Source organism: Xanthomonas sp. CFBP 8443, assembly GCF_025666195.1.
Classification (GTDB): domain Bacteria; phylum Pseudomonadota; class Gammaproteobacteria; order Xanthomonadales; family Xanthomonadaceae; genus Xanthomonas_A.
The window spans coordinates 3,576,483-3,599,957 of sequence record NZ_CP102592.1 but is presented as its reverse complement, the minus strand read 5'-3'; the positions used below and the strand labels follow the sequence as shown (position 1 = coordinate 3,599,957).

The window sequence follows — 23,475 nt, the reverse complement described above, 5'->3', positions numbered from 1 at the left end:
CGTGATCCCGGTTATATCCAGTTCGTCAACCGGTGTCGTGTTTTCAGCCACATGCTCGCAGGGTCCATCGAGGACGCTTCAACCGAAGGGAGAAAGTCTGCGTGAACGACGCGCCTGAAGTGCTCTGGTCCACGCAGCCGCACGCCGGCTATTACATCAATTCGGTGGCGGTGTCCGACGATGGCGATGTCATCGCCGCCGGTACCTTCTTCCACGACTATGGCGGCGTGTCGCAGATCGCCGGGCTGGACGCCGTGCCCGTCGACCAGCACAAGATCTTCGAACGCTTGGCGCCTGCTGCCACGCGCAGCGACGTGCGCGACAACCAGGACGGGTGCTTCGGCACCTACGTCTGGGATCGTGCCGGCAAGCCGCTGCTGGCGAAGGAATTCGACGGCTGGCAGGGCGTGTACTGGGTCGATGTCGCGGCGGACGGGGGCACCGTGGCGAGCTGCGGCTGGAAGAGCCAGGATCCGTATGCGGGCTTCATCGGGGCCTGGACGGTCCCGGGCGGCGAGGAGCTGCTGTCGTTTCCGCTTCCAGGCCGCGGCAACATGGTTTCGCTGGATGGCTGCGGGCGGACCTTGCTGGCCGGTGCCGAGCAGGGCTATCTGTTCTGCCGCGATGGCGACGCGGCCTTCGCCGCGCCTGCGTGCATTGTGCTGAGCGCCGCGGGCGACACCGTGGTCGCCACCGGCATCGCCGCCGACGGCGCCACCGGGCTGGTGGCCAGCTATCACGGCGAGATCATCCTGTTCTCGATCGCGTCCGGACACCCGGCGGCGCTGGCACGCTGGCAGTTGCCCAACGGCGCCTACACGCATGGCGCGGTGCTGTCCGCCGATGGGCGCAGGGCCTATGCCGGCGCCAGCGACGGCACGCTGTACGCCTTCGACGTGGCCGCGTTCCAGAGTATGCCCGCGCCGGTCTGGAGCGTGCCGATGCCCGGTGGCGCCAAGACCATCTACGGGCTGGCCTGCGATCGCGTCGGAGACAAGGTCGCGATCGCCGGCAATCTCGCGCAGGGCGGCGTCGTCGCAGTGTTCGCCGATGCCGGTAGCGCGGCACAGCTGCAGTGGACGTCACCCAGCCAGCACTCGCCCAACTGCCTGGCGTTCGACCCCGGCGGGCGCTGGTTGGGGCTGGCCGATGGCCACCCCGACGGCACGCCCGGCGGGTTCACCCTCTGGGATGCGAGTGACGGCACCGAGCAATGGAACTGGGCCGCGGGTAACATGAGCTGGCCGATCCGTCTGTGCGCCGATGCGTCGGTGGTGGTGGGCGGCAGCGACGACAGCACGGTCACGGCGTTCGTCGGCCCTGGCGCGGCTCCCGCCCGGGACCGGCCGGAGGCGGATGGGTGACAGGCTGGGACGCCGAGGCGCCGATCCGCACGCGCGCCGCGGCGCCGCGCCGTCCTGGCGCGCTGCTGGTGCTGTCGGCGGCGCTGGTGGCGGCGTGGCTGGCGGGCTTCGAGTTGGCGCGGGTCCTGGGATATCAGGCGCATGCTAGCCTGTGGTTCCCGCCGGTGGCGGTGACGTTGGCCGCCTTCATGGTGCTTGGCTGGCGCGGTGCGCCGGCGATCGCCATCGCGTGCGTGCTGGCCACGCTGCTCAGCTTCTATCGCACGACCGGCCACACGGTGGTCCCCGATCGGGCAGTCCTTCAGTACGCGCTGCTGTTCACCGCGCAACAGTTCTGCATCTGGGGCGGCCTGGCCTGGCTGCTGCGCCGGGTCGGCCAGGGGATGTCCTCGACCAGCCTGCCGCGCGCGGTCACCTACTTCATCCTGGGCGGCGGAGTGGCCTCGCTGCTGTCTGCCTGCCTGGGCGGCGCGGGTCTGGTCGTCACCGGCGCCATCGACCTGCCGACCATGTTCGCCCAGTCGATCCCGTGGGCGATCGGCGACTACGCCGGTCTGCTGGCGCTCGGCCCGCTAGCGATCCTCGCGCTGCTGCGTCTGGCCGAGGCCCTGCAGATCGCGCCGCGGCCTGGCATCCCGCGCTTGTCGGGAATGATCGCGCCGAGCGGAAGCGCCTCGGGCTATCTGGTCAAGCTAGGGCTCCTGCTCGGCGTCACCCTGGCGGTGATGTGGCTCGCGGCCGCGTTGCCGCGGCAGCCGGCGGTGGTCTTCGCGTTGTTCGTGGTGGTGGTGATCCAGTTGTGGATCGTGCATACCCACGGAATGCTGCAGGCGCTGGTGGCGATCGCCGCCTTCAGCCTGCTGATCGCACTGGCCACGCCGCTGCTGCGGCTCGAGGCGCAGGCGCTCGCGCTGCAGTTCGCCATGATCAGCCTGGCGGCGAACAGCTACTTCGGTTTGGCCGTCCCCGGGCTCTACGCCGACAACACGCGACTGCGCCATGCGCTGGTGCGCGATCCCGTGACCGGGGCGCTGTCGCGGACGGGATTCCTGGAGCAGGTGCTCAACGATCTGCAACTGGCTGCGCAGGAGCCACGTCCGTTGGCGGTGATCGTCGCCGACATGGACAACCTCAAGGCGATCAACGACCAGTTCGGACACGCCGCCGGCGATGCGGCCTTGCGTGCTTTCGTCAAGCGGTGCCGGAGCTGTCTGCGGCCGGGCCAGTTGCTTGGGCGCCGCGGGGGCGACGAGTTCGCGCTGTACCTGCCGCTGACCACGCCGGAGAAGGCGCGCGGGCTCACCGATGCGCTGCGCGGGGCGCTTGCCAAGCCCGGCGAGGACGACGGGTTCGCGACCGCGCTGTCGGCCAGCTTCGGCCTGGCCCTGTGCAACCGGCGGGATCTGGACGCGGAGGCGCTGGAGGAACTTCTCGAACGCGCCGATGCGGAGATGTACGCGGACAAGCGGCAGCGCCGCGCCTTCGCTCGCTGACCGCGGTCGACGCGGCGCGATTCGACAAACGCATCGGCCGAGTGCCACGCATGCAAATAGACAACCCCTACGCCGTTCCCGCCGCCGCGCTGCCTGACGCCGCGCCCGCTATGGCCTCTGCCACTGATTCCCTGTCCACGCTGTTCGCGCCGTCGGCGGCCAAGCTGGCGCTACTGTGCGCCACCACCTTCGGCTGGTATGCGCTGTACTGGTTCTACCGCAACTGGCAGGCGATCCGCCTGATTTCCGGGCGCCGGCGCATCTCGCCGGTGTGGCGTTCGGTGTTCTCGCTGATCTGGATCTTCGCCTGTTTCCGCGCGCTGGATCGGTTGACCGGCCCGCATCGCTTCGGCGCGCTGGGCTGGTGCTTGCCGGCCCTGGCCTATGTCGTCGTGAGCCTGCTGGCGGTGTCGCCGTCCCCACTGGCATCGCTGGCCTTGTGCGCGTGGCTGCCGCTGCTGGTGGTCAACCGGCGATTGGCCCTTCTCAAGCGGGCTCGCGGCTTGCCTGCAAGCGCGCAGGAACGCTTCACCGCGTGGACCTGGGCGTGGCTGGCGATCGCCGGGCCGCCGGCCTTGCTGGTGCTGTCGAGCGTGGCGGTGAGCACGGTGATGGTGCTCGTGCGCTCCGCCTAGCGCTTCGTCCCAGCCGCCGGCAGTCGCATCACATGTCGCGTGCGGCCATGCCGGCACGGCGCGTTCGGGCGGTTTCACCTGCAACCACCACCCCGCTTGGTGTTTAATACCGCACCCCCCGTCGTGCCCATTCCCGTGAGCCTCCCCGATTCCGATCTGCGTCCGGACCTGGACCCTTTGCCCGACGACGGCACCGTCGTCACCTCCGGGCCGCTGACGCCGCCGGCGGATTCGGCCGGCACTGCGCTCGATGCGCAGGCGCTGCGCCACAGCGTGGCCGAAGACGTCCAGGGGATGCTGCTGGCGACGCTGGTGGCCTCGCTGGGCCTGGCGGTGTTCGCCCAGGGCGGGCTGATGATCGGCGGCATGGCCGGGGTGGCGTTCCTGCTGCACTACGCGCTGGGCTGGAACTTCGGCCTGATGTTCGTGCTGGTGAACCTGCCGTTCTATTGGCTGTCGGTGCGGCGCATGGGCTGGGAGTTCACCCTGAAGACCTTCGTCGCGGTCGCCGCGTGCGGGGCGCTGACCGATCTGCTGCCGCGCTGGGCGCAGTATTCGGCGATGACGCCGCTGTACTCGGCGCTGGTGGGCGGTGCGCTGGTCGGGCTGGCGATCCTGTTCTTCATCCGCCATCGCGCCAGTCTCGGCGGCGTGGGTATCCTGGCGGTCTACCTGCAGCGCAGTCGCGGCTGGAGCGCGGGCAAGGTGCAGATGAGTTTCGACGCTGCGCTGATGCTCATCGCGTTCTTCGTGCTGGCGCCGCAGCAGGTGCTGTACTCGGCGATCGGCGCGGTGGTGCTGAGCCTGGTGCTGATGTTCAACCACCGTTCCGGGCGCTACATGGGCGTGTGAGCGTCTCGCCGCTGCGCGTGCTGCGCGGCGCGCGCGGCACGATGTGGATCGCGTCGTATCGAACGGCGAAGGCGAATGCCGATGCCGTGGCGAAGCGCACAACGATGTCGTGCCGCTTCCCTGCACGCTGCAGCCGTGTTCGCGAAAGCGCGCGTCGGACGCATTGCATTGACGCGCATTCCATTCCGCGCGGCCACACGATCGATTCGGCTACCGCCACCGCGCCGCCGTGCCCGGCGCGAAGTGCTCGACCCGGATGCAACTGTCTACGGGATATCCGGTGTGTCTACGAAATGGCCTTGTGGGCACGCGCGACGGCGGCGCATGCTGGCTGCGCAGGCGAGGGAAATACGCGCGATGACATGACGCGATTCACGGGAGTCATCGTGCCTGCGATGGGGGAACCGATCTAGATATTTCAGCGCTTGCCGGTTCGGCATCGCGAGCTGCCGCATGGCCGCGCGCCGTCATGGAAGTGGCGTTTTTCAGCTGTCTTTCGAGCACCGAAGGAGAATGCGATGAAGCGTGCGATAGGGTTCGCGGCGGTTGCCTGCATCCTGGTCATGGCGTGTTCGGCCGTGAACCATTCTCCCACCGGTCCAGACCAGGGGCCTGCGCCTGTGGCGCGTCCGTCGGCGACGGCGACCCGACCCATGTCGGCCGCATGCCTGCCGCAAGCCGACTGGTTTCCGCACGCGAACACGCCGCCACCGGATTCGGCCGGATTCGCGTCCAGCAGCAACTGCGAGTTCCATCAGTGGTCGTGGAACGCGTTCCTGTGGCTGACCCAGGACGTGCAAGGGCAACCGCGTTTCCTGACCATGCCCACCGACGGCATCGGCGGTGTCGCCGACGGCGTGCTGGATCCATTGATCGGCCGCTCGCAGCAGGCGCGCACCGTGGAGCTGATCGATCAGGCGGGGCCGGACGGCGTGCTGGTGGATCGCAAGGGACGCGCGATCTATTACTCGATCCACTCCAACGACGTCTTCGGCCAGTTCATCGCCAGCAACAACCTGGAAGATCCGCAGGCGCTGCGTGGATTCGATCCGCAAAAGGCCTTCCCGGTGGACAGCATGACCCTGAAGGTGGCGTGGAAGGTGGTGCAGCCGGGCGAGGACGTGTCGACGTTCTATACGCGCCAAGCGCAGATCGCGAAGCTGGCCATGCGCAAAGGCAAGATCGTCGCCACCACCGACAGCGAAACCCAGACCGTGGCGTTGGTCGGCTTCCATATCGGCGGCACGGTCAACGGCCATCCGGAAATGATCTGGGCGACCTTCGAACACCAGACCAATGCGCCGGACCTGCCGCAGCCGATGGAGAAGATGCAGCCGAACGACGTCGTCTCCGGCAAGGACTGGACGTTCTATCAGGCCGGCACGCCGTTCAAGCAGTGCAATCTCAACGCAGCCGGTTCCGGTGCGCTGACCTTGAATGCGCAGACACAGACGCTGAGCCCGGTCACCCAGGTGTGCCGCATGGTGCCGTACGGCGGGCAGAAGCCGTGTCCGCCCGGGGCGACGGACTGCAATATCCCCAACATCATGTCGATGAACGCCTCGGCGCAGAGCCAGTTGAACGATGTGTGGAAGAACTACTTCGAGGTCGGTGCGATCTGGTTCAACCAGTTGGACGCGCTGCAGCCAAATTGCACCTTCCAGCCCGGCTCGTCCCTGGAGTGCGTGCCGACGGGAGGCACATCGCCGCTGCTCACCGGCTCGATGCGGCTGTCCAATTCCACCATCGAGACCTTTACCCAGGTGCAGAGCACGCAGGACAACTGTTTCGCCTGCCACAACACCACCCAGGTGATTTCGCCCGATCCGCGCGCGCAGTCGTTGCCGGGGCTGAACGTCAATCTCAGTCACGTGGTGATCAACGACTACTTCCAGGCGCAGTTGCCGCAAAAGGCGCCGCCCGCGCCGCGGCCGGCCTCGCAGCGCTGAGGCGCGCCACTTCATCCGGATCAGGAGCAGATCATCATGTCCAGCAACGTGTTTCGAGTGCATCCGACGATCGGCATCGGCCGCGTCGGCGATAGCCAGGAATTCTATCTGGCGCCGGTCACCGCGGCCGGCGCGCGCGGCGCCGACGGCCTGATGGGCGGGTTGCCGGTGCAGCCCGGTACCGAGTCCACGCCGATCACCGCCGACCAGTTCCGCGATGCCGACGGCAACGTCAAGCGCCAGGCCGCGCGTTTCCACATCTACGCCTATCCCAGCGGCAGTTCCGGCACCTACCCAAACGGCGGCGGCACGCGCGTGGACGTGGGCAGCACGATCGACGGCAGGACGGTCAAGGACATCGTCTGGACCGTGCATCTGGCCAACAAGAAGCTCAACAACTATTCGACCGTCAGCAAAGGCAATCTGTTCATCGGCATCGAGGCGTATCCGCCTTCGCCGCAGAGCCCGCTGCAGCTGCGCAATCCGGAGTATGCGGGCACCAGCGATCCCCACGATCCGACCCGCCTGCGCCAGCTGGTCATCGATCCCGGCCCGCGCGCGATCAGCGCCGCCAGCGGAACCGGCAGCGTCATCGACTTCGACGCCCGGACCCAGGCCGCCTACGCCGATGCGTCCGGGACCATCACCGCGGTGGACTACCCGAAGAGCTTTCCCGCCGATTTCCATCAGCTGCACGAACCGCTCGGTCCGATCGATTCGCTGGGCGACCTGCGCGTGGAGCAGGACGGCGCGCTGGTCGTCGCCGGCGGCTTCGCCAGGACGGTGGCGGTGATCGACCAGGACGGCAGCTGGCCGCCGTTGAACGACGCGACCGAAAACGGCCTGTGGTTCGACGATGCGGCCGACGGCCCGGTCAACGCGGTGTTGCTCTTCGACGACGGCTCCACCGCTAGCGTGCAGGGCGCGTGGTACGTCACCGGCGATCCGGGTTACGCGCCGCAGACCCGCAACGTGGTCTCGACCTGGGACGACGTCTACGACGTGTGGGTGCGCGAGCTGGCGCTGGTGCCGTCGCTGTACGCGGGCGGCGGGTTCGTCGCGAACTACCAGCCGTCCTTCGGCGACGACATCCAGCCGATTTTCCATGCGGCGATGTTGCAGCGCTGGAACACCAACCTGCCGTCCGCCGCGATCCGCGGCCACGACATGATCGGTGCGATCACCCCCAGCGACGATCCCACGGTCAAGATTCCCAACCTGAAGACGCTGATCCGCGATCCGGCCTCCGCGGCCGACATCAAGACCGGCTCGCCGATGATGCCGCTGTCGCTCGGCGATGCGGCCAAGAGTTTTCTGACGGTCAGCCCGACCCAGTACTTCCTGCTCGGCCAGTGGCACAACAAGACCTACGCGCAAGGCGCCGGACCGGCGCTGGGACCGGGCGAGACGCTGGATCGCATCACCCTGGAGAACTGCCTGGGCGGCCGCTACAGCCCGGGCATCGAGGTGTCGTTCCCGATCCGCGACGTCAACCTCTACGTGCAGGACTGGCAGGCACAGGATTGCGGGCCGTTCCGCGTGCGCCAGGCGCCGCTGGACTACAGCAAGGCGACGCCTGGCGCGCCGTTCCTGAGCTTCGGCTACGTGCCGCTGCAGACCCAGCCGGTGGAGCCGGGTGACGTGTCCAAGTTCATGTCGGTCCCCTGGCACACCGACTACAACTCCTGCGCCACGCATCTGCCCGATCCCAATCCGGGCGTGAACAACACCTTGTTCTGGTCGTGGCCGGCCGAGCGGCCGTTCGCGGTGTATCCGGTCTCGCTGTGCACCTTCGATCCGGGGGATCTGACCTGGAGCGTGGGCCAGCAGGTGTATTCGGTCCGCGGCAACGGCACCGACAGCGACTATCCGGCGCAAGTGGGGCGCTTCCAGCAGTACCAGGATTTCGTCGACAACTGGGCCAAGGTCGGCTTCGTGATCAGCGGCGCGCATATTCCGGCCGCTGACGGCAAGCCGGCCTATCCCGCGGAGATCTTCCTGGAAGTGCAGAGCCGCTTCGATGTCGGCAGCGACTACGTGGCGCCATGGCCGATGGCGGACATCCCCAAGTACACGCCGCCCAAGCGCTGATCCTGGGCATGGCGGCGCGTACGCTGGCCAGCGGCACGGCGAGCAGCGGCCGCCACGCGGTGGCGATCGTCGGCGGCGGCGCCGCCGGCTGCGCCACCGCGCTCGCGCTGGCCGCGCACGGGGTCGAGGACACGGTAGTGGTCGATCTGGGGCGGGCGCCTGGCTGGCGGCTGGGCGAGGCGATTGCGCCCAATGGCGCCGCCGTGCTGCAGCGCCTGGGCGTGTGGGACACCTTCCTGGCACAGGCGCCGTTGTCCTCGGCCGGCAGTTGCGCCAGCTGGGGCAAGCCCGAGCTTGGCTACAACGATTTCATCGTCGCCGGCCAAGGCAAGGGCTGGCATGTGGACCGCAGCGCCTTCGACGCGATGCTCGCCGCGGCGGTGCCCGCGCGTGGCGGCAGCGTGCTGCGTGGTCTGCGTCTTTGCGGGATAAGCCGTACCGAGCAGGGCGGCTACCTGCTGGAATTGCGCGATGGCGATGGCCGCCATCGGCAGCTGCAGGCCGGGTTCCTGGTCGACGCCAGCGGCATCGCCGCGGCCGCGGTGCGGCGGCTGGGCGTGGCCCGCAACGAGGTCGATTGCCTGGCTTTCGTCGCCGCCGTGTTCGCGCTGCAGCGTCCCGACGCGATCCCGTCGCAGGCCTTGCTGGAAGCCTGCCAGGACGGCTGGTGGTATGCGGCCAAGCTGCCGGGAGAGCGGATGGTCGTGGCGCTGGCGGTGGATCCCGCGCGGCAACGCTATTGCCGCGATGCCGCGGTGTGGCTGGCCGCGGCCAAGGACACGCAGCACGTTGCGCGCTGGCTGCAGCAGGGCGAGGCGACCTTGCCGGACAACGGCGGTTTGTTGGCGGCCTTGGCGCCGGCGGCGATCCTGAGCCGCGTGGTCGGCGAACGCTGGCTGGCGGTGGGCGACGCCGCCAGCGCCTACGATCCGCTCGCCGCGCAGGGCATCGTCAAGGCCTTGCAGGACGGCGAGGCGGCGGGGCACGCGCTTGCGCAGCATCTGCACGGCGCGGGGCCGGTGGCGTTGGCTAGCTACCAGGAGCGCGTGTTCGCCCGGTTCACCGAGCACCTGCGTCTGCGCCACGCGCTGTATGCGCGCGAACGGCGCTGGCCACAGGCGCCGTTCTGGCAGGCGCGCTGGTCGCGGTGACGGTGCGCGTTATCCTCGATTGCACGGCCGAAGCGCAGCCCGTGCCCGGCACGACCGCGCAGCGGCGAATCGCTCAGTCCTCTTCGGCTGCGTCCAGCGGCTGCGCACGATCCGGACACGGCGTCGGCACGCCCAGCCGCTGCGCCAGGCGCCGCGCGTCGAACGGCGCGTGCACCTTCATGTCGTTGTCGAAATAGCAGTACACGTCGCGGCGCGTGCGCCGTGCGGCGGCCGGCCCGACGCGTTGCGCATCGGCCGGCTCGCCGCCGCGGTGCCAGGCGTCGATGCGTGCGGCCCAGGCGTCCAGCGCCTTGTCGCTGTAGCCGCTGGCGTAGAGCTGCGCGTCGCCGTGCAGGCGCAGGTACAGGAAATCGGCGGTCACGTCTTCCAGGTACGGCCACTTGCCGGCGGTGTCGGCCTGCACCACGGCCACGCGGTGCTTGCGCAGCAGCGCCATCGCCTCGGACGTGGCGAAGCTGGGATGGCGCACTTCCAGCGCATGGCGCAGGCGCCGGTTGCGGTCGATGGCGAGCAGGCTGCGTTCGCGCATGCGCTTGGCGTCGCGCTTGCCGGCCAGCGCCAGCGCGGCCTCGCTGGTGCGCGGCAGCAGCGACAGGAAATCGTCCAGCAGCGCGTGGTCGAAGGCCAGCGACGGCGGCAGCTGCCACAGCAACGGCCCCAGCTTCGGTCCCAGGCCGAGCAGGCCGGAGGCGAAGAAGTTGGCCAGCGGCTGCTCGCAGTCGCGCAGCCGTTTCAGGTGGGTGACGAAACGCGGGCCCTTGACCGCGAACACGAAGTCGCGCGGCGTCGCGTCATGCCAGGCGGTGTAGCTCTTCGGCGTCTGCAGCGAATAGAACGAGCCGTTGAGCTCGACCGAGCGGAAACAGCGCGCGGCGTACTCCAGCTCGCGACGCTGCACCAGGTCGGACGGATAGAACACGCCGCGCCAGCGTGGATAGCGCCATCCGGAAATGCCGATACGCAGGCTCATGCACCGACCATGCCGGCGCCGGCGTGCAAGCGCCGTGCAGGTCGCGGCAAGGCGGTGTCGAGCGCGCTGGCCGCGCGCAGCGGCGTGGTCAGCCGGTGGCGTTCACTGCGCGGCCGGCGCGGCCGCGATCACCGCGACGCTGGCGCGCTCGCGCCTGGACAGCAGCGGCAGGGTCGCCGCCTGGCGGCCCGGCGCGGCGTACAGCCACAGCGCGCAGCAGTCTTCGTAGGAGGTCAGGTAGCTGCTGCGGAACGCGACGATGCTGGCGCTGTAGCACTCAGCACCCTGCCGCAGGCGCAGGTCGGCAACGTAGTCGAAGGTGTAGTGGCCGGCGTCGTGCCACGGCCACTGCGCGCGTTCTTCGGCGTCGTCGACCTCGGCCGGAACCGGGCAGCGCGCGTTCGCATCCGGGCTGCGCTGCCGGCCCTGCGCGTCGAAGCCGAGCTGCTGCAGTTGCCGGTCCGCGACCGCGCGCAACTGCGGGTGCTGCGCCAGCCAGCGGGCGCTGTCGTGGTTCTCGGGGGTGGCCTGCGCCGGGTCTTGCGGCGGCGGCGCCAGCGTATGCCGGTAGCGGTAGCGCACCTGCAGCACGCGCGCGCTGGCGCGTTCGCCCGGCAGCGCCGACAACGGGCGCGACAGGCTTAGCGTGTCCTGCAGGTAATCGCCGTCGCGATAGGCCGCATAGCTTCGGCCGTCGATGCGCAGCCAGTACAGCGCCTGGTCGCCGCCGCGGCCGTTGATGCTGAACACGCCGGCCGCCGGGTCGGCGCCGGACGCGTTGCCGGGAAGCGCGACGAAGCCATGTGCGGCGTCGCGCTGCAGCACCGCGATTTCGGTGAACAGGCCGGTGCCGCCGACGTAGGCCGTGTCCAGCAGATCGCGCTGGCCGTCCTCGTCCAGGTCGACCAGCGTGTAGCGGTGGTAGCCGTTCTCGGAATCGTCGTTCTGCACGTTGCCCGCCGGTCCCCAGTACCTGCGCAAGGCCTGCCACTCGGCATCGGCGACGCCGGGCGGTTGCGCGGGCGCTGGCGCCGGTTCGCCGTCGTCGCCGGTCGTGACGATATCGAAGCTCAGGGCGGTGCGGTCGGCATGGCGCTGCAGCACCGTGTCGATCGGGGTGGGATCGGTGGCCGGCACGGCCTCGATCTCCAGGCGCAGTCGCTCCAGGACCTGCGGCAACGTCGTCGTGGCGTCGGCGGCTTGCGCGTGCGCTGCGGTGCAGGCGGCCAAGGCGAACAGCGCGACCGTCGCCACCCGCCATGGCTGGCGCATCCGCAGCGACGCGGTGTCGACGGCCTGCGTCCGCATCCGCGCCGTGCGCTGGCTCATGCCTTGCGCATCCACGCCGGATCGAGCTGCGCGATGCGCGCGAACGCCGGGCAGTCCTCGCGGTGCGCGCCGCGCAGGTAGCCCAGGCTCATCAGGAATTCGCCGGTGATCTCGCCGCCGGTGAAGCGGAAGGTGCGCTTGAACAGCTTGATCCAGTCGGCCTTGTCGCGCGGATGGTGCGCGTCCAACCATGCGGCGAAACCGCCGTGCGATGCGCGCAGGCCCTGGATCACCTGCGCGTTGTGGATCGCGGCCTGCACCTTGAGCCGGTTGCGGACGATGCCGGGATCGGCGAGCAGGCGCAACACGTCGGCCTCGCCATAGGCGGCGACCGTGTCCACGTCGAACCCGGCGTAGGCGGCGCGGAACCCGGCGCGCTTCTTCAGCATCAGCTCCCAGCTCAGCCCGGCCTGGTTGATCTCCAGGATCAGGCGCTCGAACAGCTCGGCTTCGGCGCGCTGCGGCACGCCGTATTCGTCGTCGTGGTAGGGGCCGTGCAAGGCGTGGCCAGGGGCGATGTCGCAATAGGTGGTCATGCTGTGCCGGCTCCGTCAATCGTCCTGGTCCTGGTTTTCGGGGGAAACCTCGGCGCGCTGCGTATCCGGCAGTTTCAGGTCCGGCCAGCGCCGCGGCGCCAGTTCCAGCTTGCCGGCGCGCAGCGTCTCCAGCAGCGCATCCTGGCGCTTGGCGTCGCGGGCGAAGAAATGCACCCGCCCCGCGTCCTGCCAGCGGTCCTGGCTGCGCGCGTGGAGGCGGCACTCCATGCCGTAGGTCTCGTTCTCGTTGCACAGCAGCGTGTCGTCGCTGCCGTCGCTGTCCAGGTCGCGCAGCACCAGCACGCAGCGGCTGTCGCGCTGCCGGCAGTCGCCGTCGTGCAACTGGCCGGCGAGCAGCGCCTGCCACCAGTCGGCGCCGGGATCGGCGCTGCCGGCGGCGAGCGGAATGTGCTGGCGCAGCTGGACGGGGTCGGCGATGCGCGCCTGCTCGCGCGCGTCGCTGCGTTCGTCGCCCCAGCGTTGCGTGCGTTGCAGAGTGCGCTGCAGGCGCTCGCTTTGTACCGGGTCGTTGGCGAAGGCCGGCGCGTCGCGCAGCGATTGCATGGCGCGGTAGCCGCGGCGACCGCTGTCGAAGCGCAGGTAGGACAGGTCCATCTCCGCGGCCGCGGTGCGGCCGTCGGCCAGGCGCTGCAGTTGGTTGCCGACGACGATGCGGTACGGATCCAGCAGCGGCGACGCGCTGGCCAGCGCCAGGCCGATCACCACCCAGGACATGATCCGGTTGACCGGCGCCAGCGGCCGCAGCCAGTGTCCGCCCGGACGCAGCACCGCCCACGCGTAGCCGAACGCATAGCCGCAGGTGACCACCGCCACCAGCGCGCCACTGAACCGCTCCGCGCTCCAGCCGTACTGGTCGATGCGCAGCCACAGCGCGTACAGCGCCAGCGCCGCGTACAGCGGCAGGCTCAGCAGGCCGGCGTCGATCAGGCGCCGCAGCCATTGCGGGTAGGGCGGGGTGGCTGCCCCGTCCTGGTACACCGCGTTGACGAACACCACCAGTGCCGCCACCAGCGCGATCAGGATGGTCGCCGCGGCGCGGGTTTCCCACAGCGGCTGCAACCCGGTGAACGGTAGGCTCAGCGCGAACAGCACCGCCACGAACGCCAGCAGCGGCAGCAGCCCGGTGCAGATCGCGAACAGGATCTGCCGCATTACCTGCACCGCACGCTGCTGGGTGCGGCCGATCAGCAGGCCGAGGCCGAACATGGTGCCGGTGGCGAGGTAGATGAAGGCGGTTTCGCGGAACAGATCGCGGAAGAAGTTCAGTTTCACCAGCGCGAACAGCGCGCCCCACAGGCTCAGCACCAGCCAGCAGATGCCGACGAACAGCCCGGCCAGCGCCAGGGTCAGCGCGTTCTGCCAGGCGTGTTCGAACAGCTCGCGGTACGGCGCCTGCCATTGGCCATGCTGCAGCCGGCATTGCAGCCACGGCAGCAGCACGAACATGGCCAGCGCGATCGTGACGCCAAACGGGCCCAGCACCTGCGTGCTGCGCAGCCCGGGCGCGCCGGTGGCGCTCCAGGCCGCCCAGCCGGACAGCGCCGCCACCAGCAGCGCCACCGCGATCACGTGCTGCCACAGGCGCAGCTCGTTCAGGTGCCGCACCGACAGCAGGGTCATCGACGGCACGGTCAGCACCAGGGTGTACCAGCACACCCGGCCGCCCAGCGTCTCGAACGGCCACAGGCCGGTCTCCGCGCCGCGTTGCGCCAGGTACATCAGCGCGCCCTGCAGCAGCGCCACCAGGACGATGAAGGCGCGGGTCTGGCGCGGCAGGTCGGGCGAAGTGTCCATACGATTCAGCATCCTTGGCGGCGCGGTGACGCGCGATCGGGCGATTATGGCAGCCCGATCCGGCCCGGCGCAGCGCGCGCCCGGGAGGGACGATAGAATGGGGCCATGTCCGCTTTGCCTACCCCCCTGGCCAACCAGCTGCTGATCGCGCTGCCGGCGCTGTCCGATCCCAATTTCGCGCGCGGCGTGGCGCTGATCTGCCAGCACGACGAGAACGGGGCGATGGGCGTGCTGGTCAACCGCGCCTCCGAATACACGCTCGGCGAAGTGCTGTCGCAGATGGGCATCGATACCATCGACGAGCGCCTGCGCGAGCAGGTGGTACTCAGCGGCGGGCCGGTGCATCCGGAGCGCGGCTTCGTGATCCACGACGGCGAGCGCGCCTGGGACTCGAGCCTGGCCTTCGGCGACGGCCTGTTCCTGACCACCTCGCGCGACGTGCTCGAGGCGATGGCCCGCGGCGACGGCCCGCGCAACGCGGTGGTCGCGCTGGGCTGCGCCGGCTGGGGCGCCGGCCAGCTCGAATACGAACTGGGCGAGAACAGCTGGCTGACCGCGCCGGCCGATGCCGAACTGCTGTTCGAGCTGCCGCTGGAGCGGCGCTGGCAGACCGCCGCCGGCCGCATCGGCGTGGATCTGTTCCGCCTCACCGACTACAGCGGGCATGCCTGAGCCCGGCGCGCCCGCCGCGGACAGCGCCGCCGCCGGCACGATCCGCCGCGACGGCACCGTGCTCGGCTTCGACGTCGGCAACCGCCGCATCGGCGTGGCCGTCGGCAGCAGTTTCGGCAGCGGCGCCCGCGCCCTGGCCGTGGTCGACGTGCATGCGCAGGGGCCGGACTGGCCGGCGCTGGATCGCCTGCATGCCGAATGGCGCCCGCATGGCCTGGTGGTCGGCGACCCGCTGACCCTCGAGGGCGCCGACCAACCCAACCGCAAGCGCGCGCACGCCTTCGCCCGCGAACTCGGCGCCCGCTACAAGTTGCCGGTGGTGCTGGTCGACGAGCGGTCCAGCTCGGTGGAGGCCGCCAAGCGCTTCGCCGTGGACCGCGCCGAAGGCCGCAAGCGCCGCCGCGACGCCGCCGCGCTGGACGCGGTCGCCGCCGCGGTGATCATCGAGCGCTGGCTGGCCGCGCCCGACGACGCCACGCCCATTTCCTGATTCCCTGCCCGGACCCGCCATGACTGACCCGCAACTCGATTCCAACGGGCGCCTGCGCCACCTGCTGACCCTGGAAGGCCTGCCGCGCGCGACCCTGCTGCAACTGCTGGACCGCGCCGGGCAGATCCGCGACGCGGCGGTCGGCCGGGTCGGCAAGCGCAACGTGCTGGCCGGCACCGCGGTGTGCACGCTGTTCTTCGAACCGTCCACGCGCACCCGCAGCTCGTTCCAGCTGGCTGCGCAACGGCTCGGCGCGGACGTGCTGAACTTCGACGCCTCGACCTCGTCCACGCGCAAGGGCGAGACCGCGCGCGATACGCTGAAGAACCTGGAAGCGATGGGCGTGCGCGGCTTCGTCGTGCGCCATCCCGAGGATGGTGCGGTCGAGCGCCTGGCCGAGGCCGCAGGCGAGGGCACCGCGCTGATCAACGCCGGCGACGGCCGCAGCGCGCATCCCACTCAGGGCCTGCTCGACATGCTGACCCTGCGCCATGCCAAGGGCGGCGATTTTTCCAAGCTCAAGCTGGTCATCGTCGGCGACGTCAAGCATTCGCGCGTGGCGCGCTCGGACCTGCACGCGCTGCGCACGCTCGGCGCCGGCGAGGTGCGCGTGTGCGGCCCGCAGGCGCTGCTGCCCGACGACGGCACCCTGGACGGCTGCGTGGTCGGCGACGACTTCGACGCCATGCTCGACGGCGTGGACGCGGTGATGATGCTGCGCCTGCAGCGCGAGCGCATGGAGGAAGGTCTGGTGTCCTCGCTGGAGGGCTATCACGCGCAGTACGGCCTCACCGCCGAACGCCTGCGCCGCGCCGCGCCGGGCGCGGTGGTGCTGCACCCGGGGCCGATCAACCGCGGCGTGGAGATCACCGACGAGGTGGCCGACGGTCCGCAGTCGTGCGTGCTGCGCCAGGTCGCCAACGGCGTGGCGGTGCGCATGGCGGTGCTGGAGACGTTGCTGGGGTGATCGCCGTCGTGTGATCGCGACGGATCTTGTGGGAACCCCGGCGCTGCGGGTGGCGATCGGCACATCCGCGCCACCCCGATTCGGCCTACCATCGGGGGCGATCCTCCCACGGACGCCCCCATGATCCATGCCCTGCGCCGCGCCGGTTTCGCCGCGGCTTGCGCCTCGCTTCTCGTCCTCGTCCAGGCCAACGCCGCCGCGCCGGTCGCCGCCTCGCCCGCTGCCGCCAGCGGCTACGACCCGCTCGCCCTGTTCGCGCCGCTGCAGTTGCCGCAGCCGGCCAGCGCCTATCGCAGCGGCGGCGGCGTGCCCGGGCCGCTGTACTGGCAGAACCGCGCCGACTACGACCTGCACGCCAGCATCGATCCGGCCACGCGCTCGCTCAGCGGCCAGGAAACCATCACCTACCGCAACCGCAGCCCGGACACGCTGGACGTGCTGTGGCTGCAGCTGGACCAGAACATCTACCGCGCCGACGCGCGCGCCCGCGGCGTGCGCCCGGCGCGCGAGGAGCGTGCGCCGTCGCCGGCTACCGACGGCTACCGCATCGCCAGGGTGGACGTGGAGCAGGGCGGCAAGCGCGTGCCGGCCAACTTCTTGATCGACGACACGCGCATGCGCGTGGACCTGCCGCAACCGCTGGCCGGCGCCGGCGCGGCGCTGAAGCTGCATATCGACTACGCCTACACGGTGCCCGGCACCTGGGGCGGACGCACCGCGATCACCCCGACCGGCGATGGCGACATCTACGAGATCGCGCAGTGGTATCCGCGCATGGCGGTGTACGACGACCAGCGCGGCTGGGACACGCAGCCCTACCTGGGCGCGGAGTTCTACCTGGAATACGGCGACTTCGACTACGCGGTGACGGTGCCATGGAACTACCTGGTCGCCGGTTCCGGCGAACTGACCAACCCGGCGCAGGTGCTCACCGCCGCACAGCGCCAGCGCCTGGCGCAGGCCGCGGCCAGCGACCGCACCGTGACGATCCGCAGCGCCGCCGAGATCGGCGATGCGGCCAGCCGGCCCACCGCCAGCGGCACCCAGACCTGGCGCTTCCACATGGCGCATACCCGCGACGTGGCCTTCGCCGCCTCGCCGGCGTTCGTCTGGGACGCCGCGCGCATCGACCTGCCCGAAGGCAAGCACGCGCTGGCGATGTCGGTGTATCCGCGCGAAGGCGTCGGCGCCGACAAATGGGACCGTTCCACCGAGTTCGTCAAGGCCTCGATCGAGCACTTCTCGCAGTGGTATCCGTATCCGTGGCCGGTGGCGGTGAACCTCGGCGGTCACGGCGCCGGCATGGAGTATCCGGGCATCGTCTTCGACGACATGCACGACGGCGGCAAGGAACTGTTCTGGATCACCGCGCACGAACTGGGCCACGGCTGGTTCCCGATGATCGTCGGTTCCAACGAGCGCCGCGACGCGTTCATGGACGAAGGCTTCAACACCTTCATCGACGTCTACGCCTCCGATGCGATCAACCATGGCGAATTCGCGCCCAAGCGCGACAGCGAGTACGCGCCCAAGGGCGGCAACCCGGTCGACGAGATCCTGCCGCTGCTGGCCGACGCGCAGGCGCCAACCCTGCTCGACCGCGCTGACGCCACCAGCGAGACCTACCGGCACTCGCTGACCTACTTCAAGGGCGCGCTGGGCCTGGTGCTGCTGCGCGAACAGATCCTCGGCCCGGCGCGCTTCGACCCGGCGTTCCGCAAGTACATCGCCACCTGGGCGTACAAGCATCCGACCCCGTCGGATTTCTTCCGGCTGATGGAAAGCGAATCCGGCGAAGACCTGTCGTGGTGGTGGCGCGGCTGGTATCTCAACAACTGGCAACTGGACATGGGCGTGCGCGCGGCCAGCTATGTCGGGCACGACCCGGCCAAGGGCCTGCTGGTGACCTTGCAGAGCAGGCAGAAACTGGTGATGCCGGCGACGCTGCGCATCGACTTCGCCGATGGCAGCCACCTCGACCAGCGCGTACCGGTGGAAACCTGGATCCAGCAGACCCAGCCGCAGATCCGCGTGCCGAGCACGCAGAAGGTGCTGCACGTGACCTTGGATCTGGATCATCGCCTGCCCGATGCCGACCGCGGCGACAACGAGATCGACGCGGTGAGTTGAGTCCGCGGGCTGCGCGGCGCGTGGCGGCTGCGTGCCGCTTGCGCCGTGCCGCCGGCGCGGCGATAGTGCCGCTCCGCACGCGTCCGCATGCGTCCGTGTGCGTTCGCACGCAGGGAGAAGGTTCTTGCCAGCAAGTGTCGATGCCGCCGTGGCGATCGCTTCATGTAGCGCTGTAGTACCGAGCATGGCGTCGCGCGTTGCATGGGTCATCCGCGCGCGCCGGATCGATGCGATGGCATCGCCGCCACGCGCACGCCTGTTGCGGCGATGGCGCTGCGCCGCATCGCGTCTGGCCGCGCTGCTGTGCCTGCTGGCTGCCGCGCCGCTGGCCGGCGCCTGGCATCCGCAGTACCCGCCCTGGGCCGGCACGCCGCCGAGCCCGGCATGCAAGGTGCAGGCGCTGGAGCCGGCCGATGGCGGCGAGGTGCGCTGGGGTGGGATGTCGACCTACCGCCATGCGGGCATCCGCCTGCAGCTCGATTTCACCGATATGCCGACGCTGCAGCTATTCGATGCGCACGATCGCGCCCTGGTCGCGCCGGTCGCCTTGAGCGGCGGGCAGATGGGGTTCCATGGCGTGGAAACGATGGACCTCAACCGCGACCGGCGACCGGATTTCGTCGTCACTCTCGGCAGCGGCGGAGTCGGCCTGGCCGGCGGCAACGCCTGGCGCCGGGTGCTGCTGTCCGACGGCAAGGGCTATCGGTCGATCGACGTGGAGACCCACGAACCCACTGCCGACGATTACCGGCTGCTGCCGCACCGTGCCGGTTGCGGACTGCTGCAATTGGTGCCGGTCTGGGCCGATGCGTCGCTGACCCGCGACCGCAAGCCGCACCTGTTCTGGGTGTATCGCCTGTTGCGTTTCGAACACGGGCGTGCCGCGTACGCCGATGCAGATCTGCCCGGATTGCCCAAATGGATCCTCTATACCGCACGCCCGCACAACAGCCGCGCCACCACGCTGCTCGGGTCCGCGCAGAAGCGCACGGCGTGGGCGGCGCGCGAGCACGGCAGGATCGCGCCGGCGCCAGCGGACCCGTAGCGTTCGGGCGGTCGTTGGCGACGACGGCCGGCCGACATCGCGTGCGCCGGTTCATGCTGCACGCGCAACATCGGCTGCATGGGGGCAGGCGTGGCAATGACGCGCGATTGTCTCCACCGCGCAACGAACGCGCTCGGCAGGTGGCGCCGAGCGGCGTGCGGACGACGCTGCGCTGCGGTTCTTCGTCGTGTTCGGCACATGTGCAGTGTCGCGCGCGATCGCGCCGCGCACGCCTGTCTGCGGCTGTCGTTGTCTGTCCCCATCTGTCCGTTCGTGTCCGCTTCGCCTGTCTCGCTCGCCGATCGTAGGAGCGGATCTAGCTTCCCGATTTGAGGGATTGCGCCTGCGCCGGCTCGCGCCAAGACTGCGCCCGGCCCCCACGCCCCGTGCCATCGCCCCGTGCCATCGCCCATCGCGTTCCGCGCAGGGCGCCAGGCGCTTTTCGCTGCAAAATGGGAGAGTCCGATGAACACCCAGTCCCTCACAGGCATGCTCGCGCTTGCCTCGCTGTTGTGCGTATCGCCCGCTATCGCCGGCCCGATCGGCTACGGCGCCGCCACCACCGGCGGCGGCAACGCGATCCCGATCAACGTCGCCACGATGGAGGCGATGCAGGCCGCGATCAACAACTATTCCGGCAGCGGCGGCCTGGTGCTGAACTACACCGGCCAGTTCGACTTCGCCAGCATCGGCAATGTCTGCACGCAGTGGCAGCTGCCAGCCAAGACCGTGCAGATCAAGAACAAGAGCAACATCACCATCCGCGGCGCCAACGGCTCGTCGGCGAACTTCGGCCTGTGGGTGGTGGGCAATGCGCACAACATCATCATCCGCAACATGACCATCGGCCTGCTGCGCGGCGGCGAGGACGCCGACTCGATCTCGCTGGAAGGCAATTCCACTGGCGAGCCGTCCAACATCTGGGTCGACCACAACACCTTGTTCGCCTCGTTGACCAAGTGCGCCGGCGCCGGCGACGCCTCCTTCGACGGCGGCATCGACATGAAGAAGGGCGTCCACCACGTCACCGTGTCGTACAACTACGTGCACGACTACCAGAAGGTCGCGCTCAACGGCTACAGCGACAACGACACCAAGAACGCCGCCGCGCGCACCACCTATCACCACAACCGCTTCGAGAACGTGGAATCGCGGCTGCCGCTGCAACGCCGCGGCCTGAGCCACATCTACAACAACTACTTCAACAACGTGCTCACCTCCGGCATCAACGTGCGCATGGGCGGGGTGGCATTGATCGAGGCCAACTACTTCGAGAACGCCAAGAACCCGGTCACCTCGCGCGACAGCACCGCGATCGGCTACTGGGACCTGGTCAACAACCATGTCGGCAGCGGCATCACCTGGACCGTGCCCGAGAGCACCAGCAAGCCCTACGCCAACGCCACCACCTGGATCTCGTCGAAGGTGTTCCCCGAGCCGTTGGGCTACCTGTACACCGCGATTCCGGCCGCGCAGGTCAAGGCCAAGGTGATCGCCACGGCCGGCGCCGGCACCAATCTGGCCGAGTAACGCGAACCTCCCTGGCGCCCCGGACAACCGGGGCGCCTGCGTCCGCGGCGCGGGCCTGCCCGCCGCCATTCGGGATGCGCCTCCCGGGCCGCGGCCTCCGCGCTTGAGTCGGGTGCGCGGATATCCCAGAATGCGCCATCGACGGCGGAAGGAGCCACGTCCCATGTCTGACGCCAGTTCCCTTGCGCTGCGCACGCGCTGCCGCGCCGTAGGCCCTGCAGGCTTGCGAATGCCGATGCGCCGATTGCGCCGCGCCGCGTTGCTGATCCTTTCTCTCGTCTCGACCGCAGGATGCACCATGGCCGATCCTTCGCTTTCCAAAGAGCAATTCGCGCAGCAGGTCACCACGTTATTGGGTGGCCGGGATGCCGTGGAGGTGCCGGCTTCGGCGCTCACCACATTCGCATGGCAGCGCCTGTGCTTCGAGCGCGACGACGCGCTGCTGCTGAAGTTCACCGTGGACGGCGACGAGCGCGTGCTGTCGCTGCCCTACGAGGAGTTCTTCGTCGACGAGGGCCACGTGCAGGATTCGCTGGAGGACGCCTGCCTCGGCCCGGGCGACAGGATCGTGGTCAGGAAGAAATATCCCGGATACACCGGCCCGGTGGAATTCCAGAAGAGTCGTCAGGGAGGCTAGTCATGGTCGACATCACCGACCCGAAAGGCGCCAAGCGGGAGATCGAGCAGGAGGCTTATCGGTACTACGAGCAGTTGAGCGGCACGCCGCTGGCCAGGCGGCCCGACGGCAGCTTCGCCGCGCAAGGCCACAACGACGAGCTCGATGCGTTCCGCCATGCCTATACCAGCGGCCGCGTCACCCAGGTCGCCGGCGGCATGCAGTGGGTCGCACGCCATTTCGGCAACGACGCGGAGATCGGCGCGGCGCATCCCAACGATCCGTACGAACACCGCATGGACCTGTGGAACAACGAGGCCGGCCGCCGCCTGGGCGATGCCGCCGCCGACGCGCCCGACCTGGCCCAGCGCACCTACGCGGCGCTGCGCAACGGCGAACTGGCCACCGGCCTGTCCGATCCGCGCCTGCGCCAGCTGTATCCGGAGGATCCGCGCCTGCAACTGGCGCAAGGCGACCCGCAGCGCGACCTGGTCACCGGTGGCGACGTGGACCGCATCAACCGCGACGTCTCGCGGCTGCAGGATCAGGCCCAGGATCGATTTCCGCCCGGCCATCAGGATCGCGCGTATTTCGACGCCTTGCGCGCGCAACTGCCGGCCGAGGTGTCCGACACCAAGGTCGCGCAGGCGATGCTGGCGGCCAAGTCCGAAGGCATCGAGCGGGTCGACCAACTCGGCACGGCGACGCTGCACAACGACCAGATCTTCGTCAGCGGCAAGACCCCCGGTTTCCGTGCCCAGATCGACGCCAACGCGCCGGCGCCGGACATGCGCGAAACCGTCTACCAGACCGACCAGCACAACCTGGTGCGCGCGTACGACGAGCAGCACCGCACGCAGCCGCAAGCCCAGCAGCCGCAGTACGCGGCGCCGGGGGGACCGTAGCGCGATGCGTCGGCGCCATGCGCCGACGTGCGGGCATGGCGCATGGCCGATGCGACCGATCGTGCAGCGGTTTGCCGCGCCCCTGCGCCTGGTGTAAGCCGCATCGCTTTTCGCCAGGGCGGGTGCGCCTGGCGGGGCGCCTCGATGCGCGAGCGGGCACCGCTTGGGGACACTGAGCGCTGCCGCGCCAGCGTGAGGCGAATGTCGCGCGCGGAACCGGAGCGCGGCGATTTTGGCTATATTTGCCGCGGGGACGCCGGCAGGGGGCCGGTGTCGCAGATCAAGGGACGATCGTGGACATCCAGCAACGCCGTTTTTCGAACCGTATCGGCTATGTCTTCGGCGACGACGAAGTGCACTATTCGGTACAGGACAGCTCCGGCAGCCGCAGCTTCTCGGTGGGCTACGGCGACATCGGCCGCGACCGCCAGACCCTGACCGAGCGCAATCAGTGGCTGCGCAATGCCGGCATGCTGTGGGGAGTGCTGGGGCTGGTGCTGACCGTGATGGCTTCGCTGAAATCGCATGCGTTCACGCCCTCGTTCTGGCTGTGGGTCGGCATGATCTGCTATGCCGCCTATCACTTGATCGTGACCCACTACCTGATCATTCCGACCGAGAAGGGCAACCTGCTGATCATCAAGAATGCCGACGGCGAGCGGATCGTCGCGCAGCTCGAACAGCGCCGCGCCAGCTACTTGCGGCGCGAGTACGACGTCATGCTCGCCGAAGAGCATCCCGAACAGCGCCGCAACCGTTTCAAATGGCTGCACCGCGAGGGTGTATTGAGCAGCGAGGAACTGGAGCAGCGCCTGCAGCAGGTGGACGCCCGCGATCCGGCGCTGCTGGTGGTGCAACAGGTCTTGTCGGGCAACCAACTGCACTGAGCCAGTAGCGGTTGCCGCCGCCCGCGC

Annotated in this window: 20 protein-coding genes; 16 read left to right on the top strand and 4 right to left on the bottom strand. The window is 69.4% G+C overall.

Translation table 11 applies throughout. The features are described 5' to 3' along the window. The first annotated feature begins 32 nt into the window (after window positions 1-32). The 7 genes from NUG20_RS15120 to NUG20_RS15090 all read left to right on the top strand — a co-directional run bounded on the left by NUG20_RS15120 (window position 33) and on the right by NUG20_RS15090 (window position 9,535). Window positions 33-1,364, top strand: a complete 1,332-nt coding sequence (locus NUG20_RS15120; protein WP_263395270.1) for a WD40 repeat domain-containing protein — start codon at window positions 33-35, stop codon at window positions 1,362-1,364. Next, window positions 1,361-2,857, top strand: a complete 1,497-nt coding sequence (locus tag NUG20_RS15115) for a GGDEF domain-containing protein (RefSeq protein WP_263395269.1) — start codon at window positions 1,361-1,363, stop codon at window positions 2,855-2,857. Before NUG20_RS15120 ends, NUG20_RS15115 begins: the two co-directional genes overlap by 4 nt. A gap of 110 nt (window positions 2,858-2,967) precedes the next feature. Next, complete coding sequence (locus NUG20_RS15110; protein ID WP_263395268.1) at window positions 2,968-3,492, top strand: MFS transporter permease; 525 nt, start codon at window positions 2,968-2,970, stop codon at window positions 3,490-3,492. 135 nt (window positions 3,493-3,627) lie between these two features. Further along, window positions 3,628-4,344, top strand: coding sequence for a YitT family protein (locus NUG20_RS15105; RefSeq protein ID WP_263395267.1), 717 nt, complete (start codon window positions 3,628-3,630; stop codon window positions 4,342-4,344). Window positions 4,345-4,997: 653 nt separating this feature from the next. Beyond that, window positions 4,998-6,293 (top strand): hypothetical protein, encoded by a 1,296-nt coding sequence (locus NUG20_RS15100; RefSeq protein ID WP_263395266.1) that lies wholly within the window; start codon window positions 4,998-5,000, stop codon window positions 6,291-6,293. A 36-nt stretch (window positions 6,294-6,329) separates the two neighbouring features. Then, window positions 6,330-8,384, top strand: a complete 2,055-nt coding sequence (locus NUG20_RS15095; protein ID WP_263395265.1) for a LodA/GoxA family CTQ-dependent oxidase — start codon at window positions 6,330-6,332, stop codon at window positions 8,382-8,384. An 8-nt stretch (window positions 8,385-8,392) separates the two neighbouring features. Continuing rightward, window positions 8,393-9,535, top strand: a complete 1,143-nt coding sequence (locus NUG20_RS15090; protein ID WP_263395264.1) for an FAD-dependent monooxygenase — start codon at window positions 8,393-8,395, stop codon at window positions 9,533-9,535. A gap of 73 nt (window positions 9,536-9,608) precedes the next feature. On the opposite strand, the gene NUG20_RS15085 is transcribed toward NUG20_RS15090, so the two are convergent. The 4 genes from NUG20_RS15085 to NUG20_RS15070 form a co-directional block, all read right to left on the bottom strand. Continuing rightward, window positions 9,609-10,526, bottom strand: a complete 918-nt coding sequence (locus tag NUG20_RS15085; RefSeq protein WP_263395263.1) for a DUF72 domain-containing protein — start codon at window positions 10,524-10,526, stop codon at window positions 9,609-9,611. A 102-nt stretch (window positions 10,527-10,628) separates the two neighbouring features. Beyond that, window positions 10,629-11,855: a hypothetical protein gene (locus NUG20_RS15080; RefSeq protein WP_263395262.1), complete on the bottom strand. Its 1,227-nt coding sequence runs from the start codon at window positions 11,853-11,855 to the stop codon at window positions 10,629-10,631. Continuing rightward, a complete protein-coding gene (locus tag NUG20_RS15075) occupies window positions 11,852-12,391 on the bottom strand; it encodes a DNA-3-methyladenine glycosylase I (protein ID WP_263395261.1) in 540 nt (179 codons plus the stop codon). Before NUG20_RS15075 ends, NUG20_RS15080 begins: the two co-directional genes overlap by 4 nt. Window positions 12,392-12,406: 15 nt before the next feature. Continuing rightward, entirely contained in the window at window positions 12,407-14,206 is a 1,800-nt protein-coding gene (locus tag NUG20_RS15070) for a DUF4153 domain-containing protein (protein WP_263395260.1), read from the bottom strand. A gap of 105 nt (window positions 14,207-14,311) precedes the next feature. Between NUG20_RS15070 and NUG20_RS15065 the strand changes: the two genes are divergently transcribed. The 9 genes from NUG20_RS15065 to NUG20_RS15025 all read left to right on the top strand — a co-directional run bounded on the left by NUG20_RS15065 (window position 14,312) and on the right by NUG20_RS15025 (window position 23,448). Further along, on the top strand, window positions 14,312-14,878 hold the full coding sequence (locus NUG20_RS15065) for a YqgE/AlgH family protein (RefSeq protein ID WP_263395259.1): 567 nt from the start codon (window positions 14,312-14,314) through the stop codon (window positions 14,876-14,878). Further along, complete coding sequence (gene ruvX, locus NUG20_RS15060; RefSeq protein WP_263395258.1) at window positions 14,871-15,368, top strand: Holliday junction resolvase RuvX; 498 nt, start codon at window positions 14,871-14,873, stop codon at window positions 15,366-15,368. Before NUG20_RS15065 ends, ruvX begins: the two co-directional genes overlap by 8 nt. A 19-nt stretch (window positions 15,369-15,387) precedes the next feature. Next, on the top strand, window positions 15,388-16,335 hold the full coding sequence (locus NUG20_RS15055) for an aspartate carbamoyltransferase catalytic subunit (RefSeq protein WP_185815715.1): 948 nt from the start codon (window positions 15,388-15,390) through the stop codon (window positions 16,333-16,335). Window positions 16,336-16,455: 120 nt separating this feature from the next. Further along, on the top strand, window positions 16,456-18,465 hold the full coding sequence (locus NUG20_RS15050) for a M1 family metallopeptidase (protein ID WP_263395257.1): 2,010 nt from the start codon (window positions 16,456-16,458) through the stop codon (window positions 18,463-18,465). A gap of 232 nt (window positions 18,466-18,697) precedes the next feature. Further along, the gene (locus NUG20_RS15045; RefSeq protein WP_263395256.1) at window positions 18,698-19,510 is read left to right on the top strand and encodes a hypothetical protein; all 813 of its coding nucleotides are present in this window, start codon (window positions 18,698-18,700) and stop codon (window positions 19,508-19,510) included. 465 nt (window positions 19,511-19,975) lie between these two features. Further along, on the top strand, window positions 19,976-21,040 hold the full coding sequence (locus tag NUG20_RS15040) for a pectate lyase family protein (protein WP_263395255.1): 1,065 nt from the start codon (window positions 19,976-19,978) through the stop codon (window positions 21,038-21,040). 163 nt (window positions 21,041-21,203) lie between these two features. Then, window positions 21,204-21,677, top strand: a complete 474-nt coding sequence (locus NUG20_RS15035; protein WP_263395254.1) for a hypothetical protein — start codon at window positions 21,204-21,206, stop codon at window positions 21,675-21,677. A 2-nt stretch (window positions 21,678-21,679) separates the two neighbouring features. Continuing rightward, a complete protein-coding gene (locus NUG20_RS15030; protein ID WP_263395253.1) occupies window positions 21,680-22,561 on the top strand; it encodes a DUF6973 domain-containing protein in 882 nt (293 codons plus the stop codon). A 293-nt stretch (window positions 22,562-22,854) separates the two neighbouring features. Further along, on the top strand, window positions 22,855-23,448 hold the full coding sequence (locus NUG20_RS15025) for a hypothetical protein (RefSeq protein ID WP_263395252.1): 594 nt from the start codon (window positions 22,855-22,857) through the stop codon (window positions 23,446-23,448). Window positions 23,449-23,475: the final 27 nt, after the last annotated feature.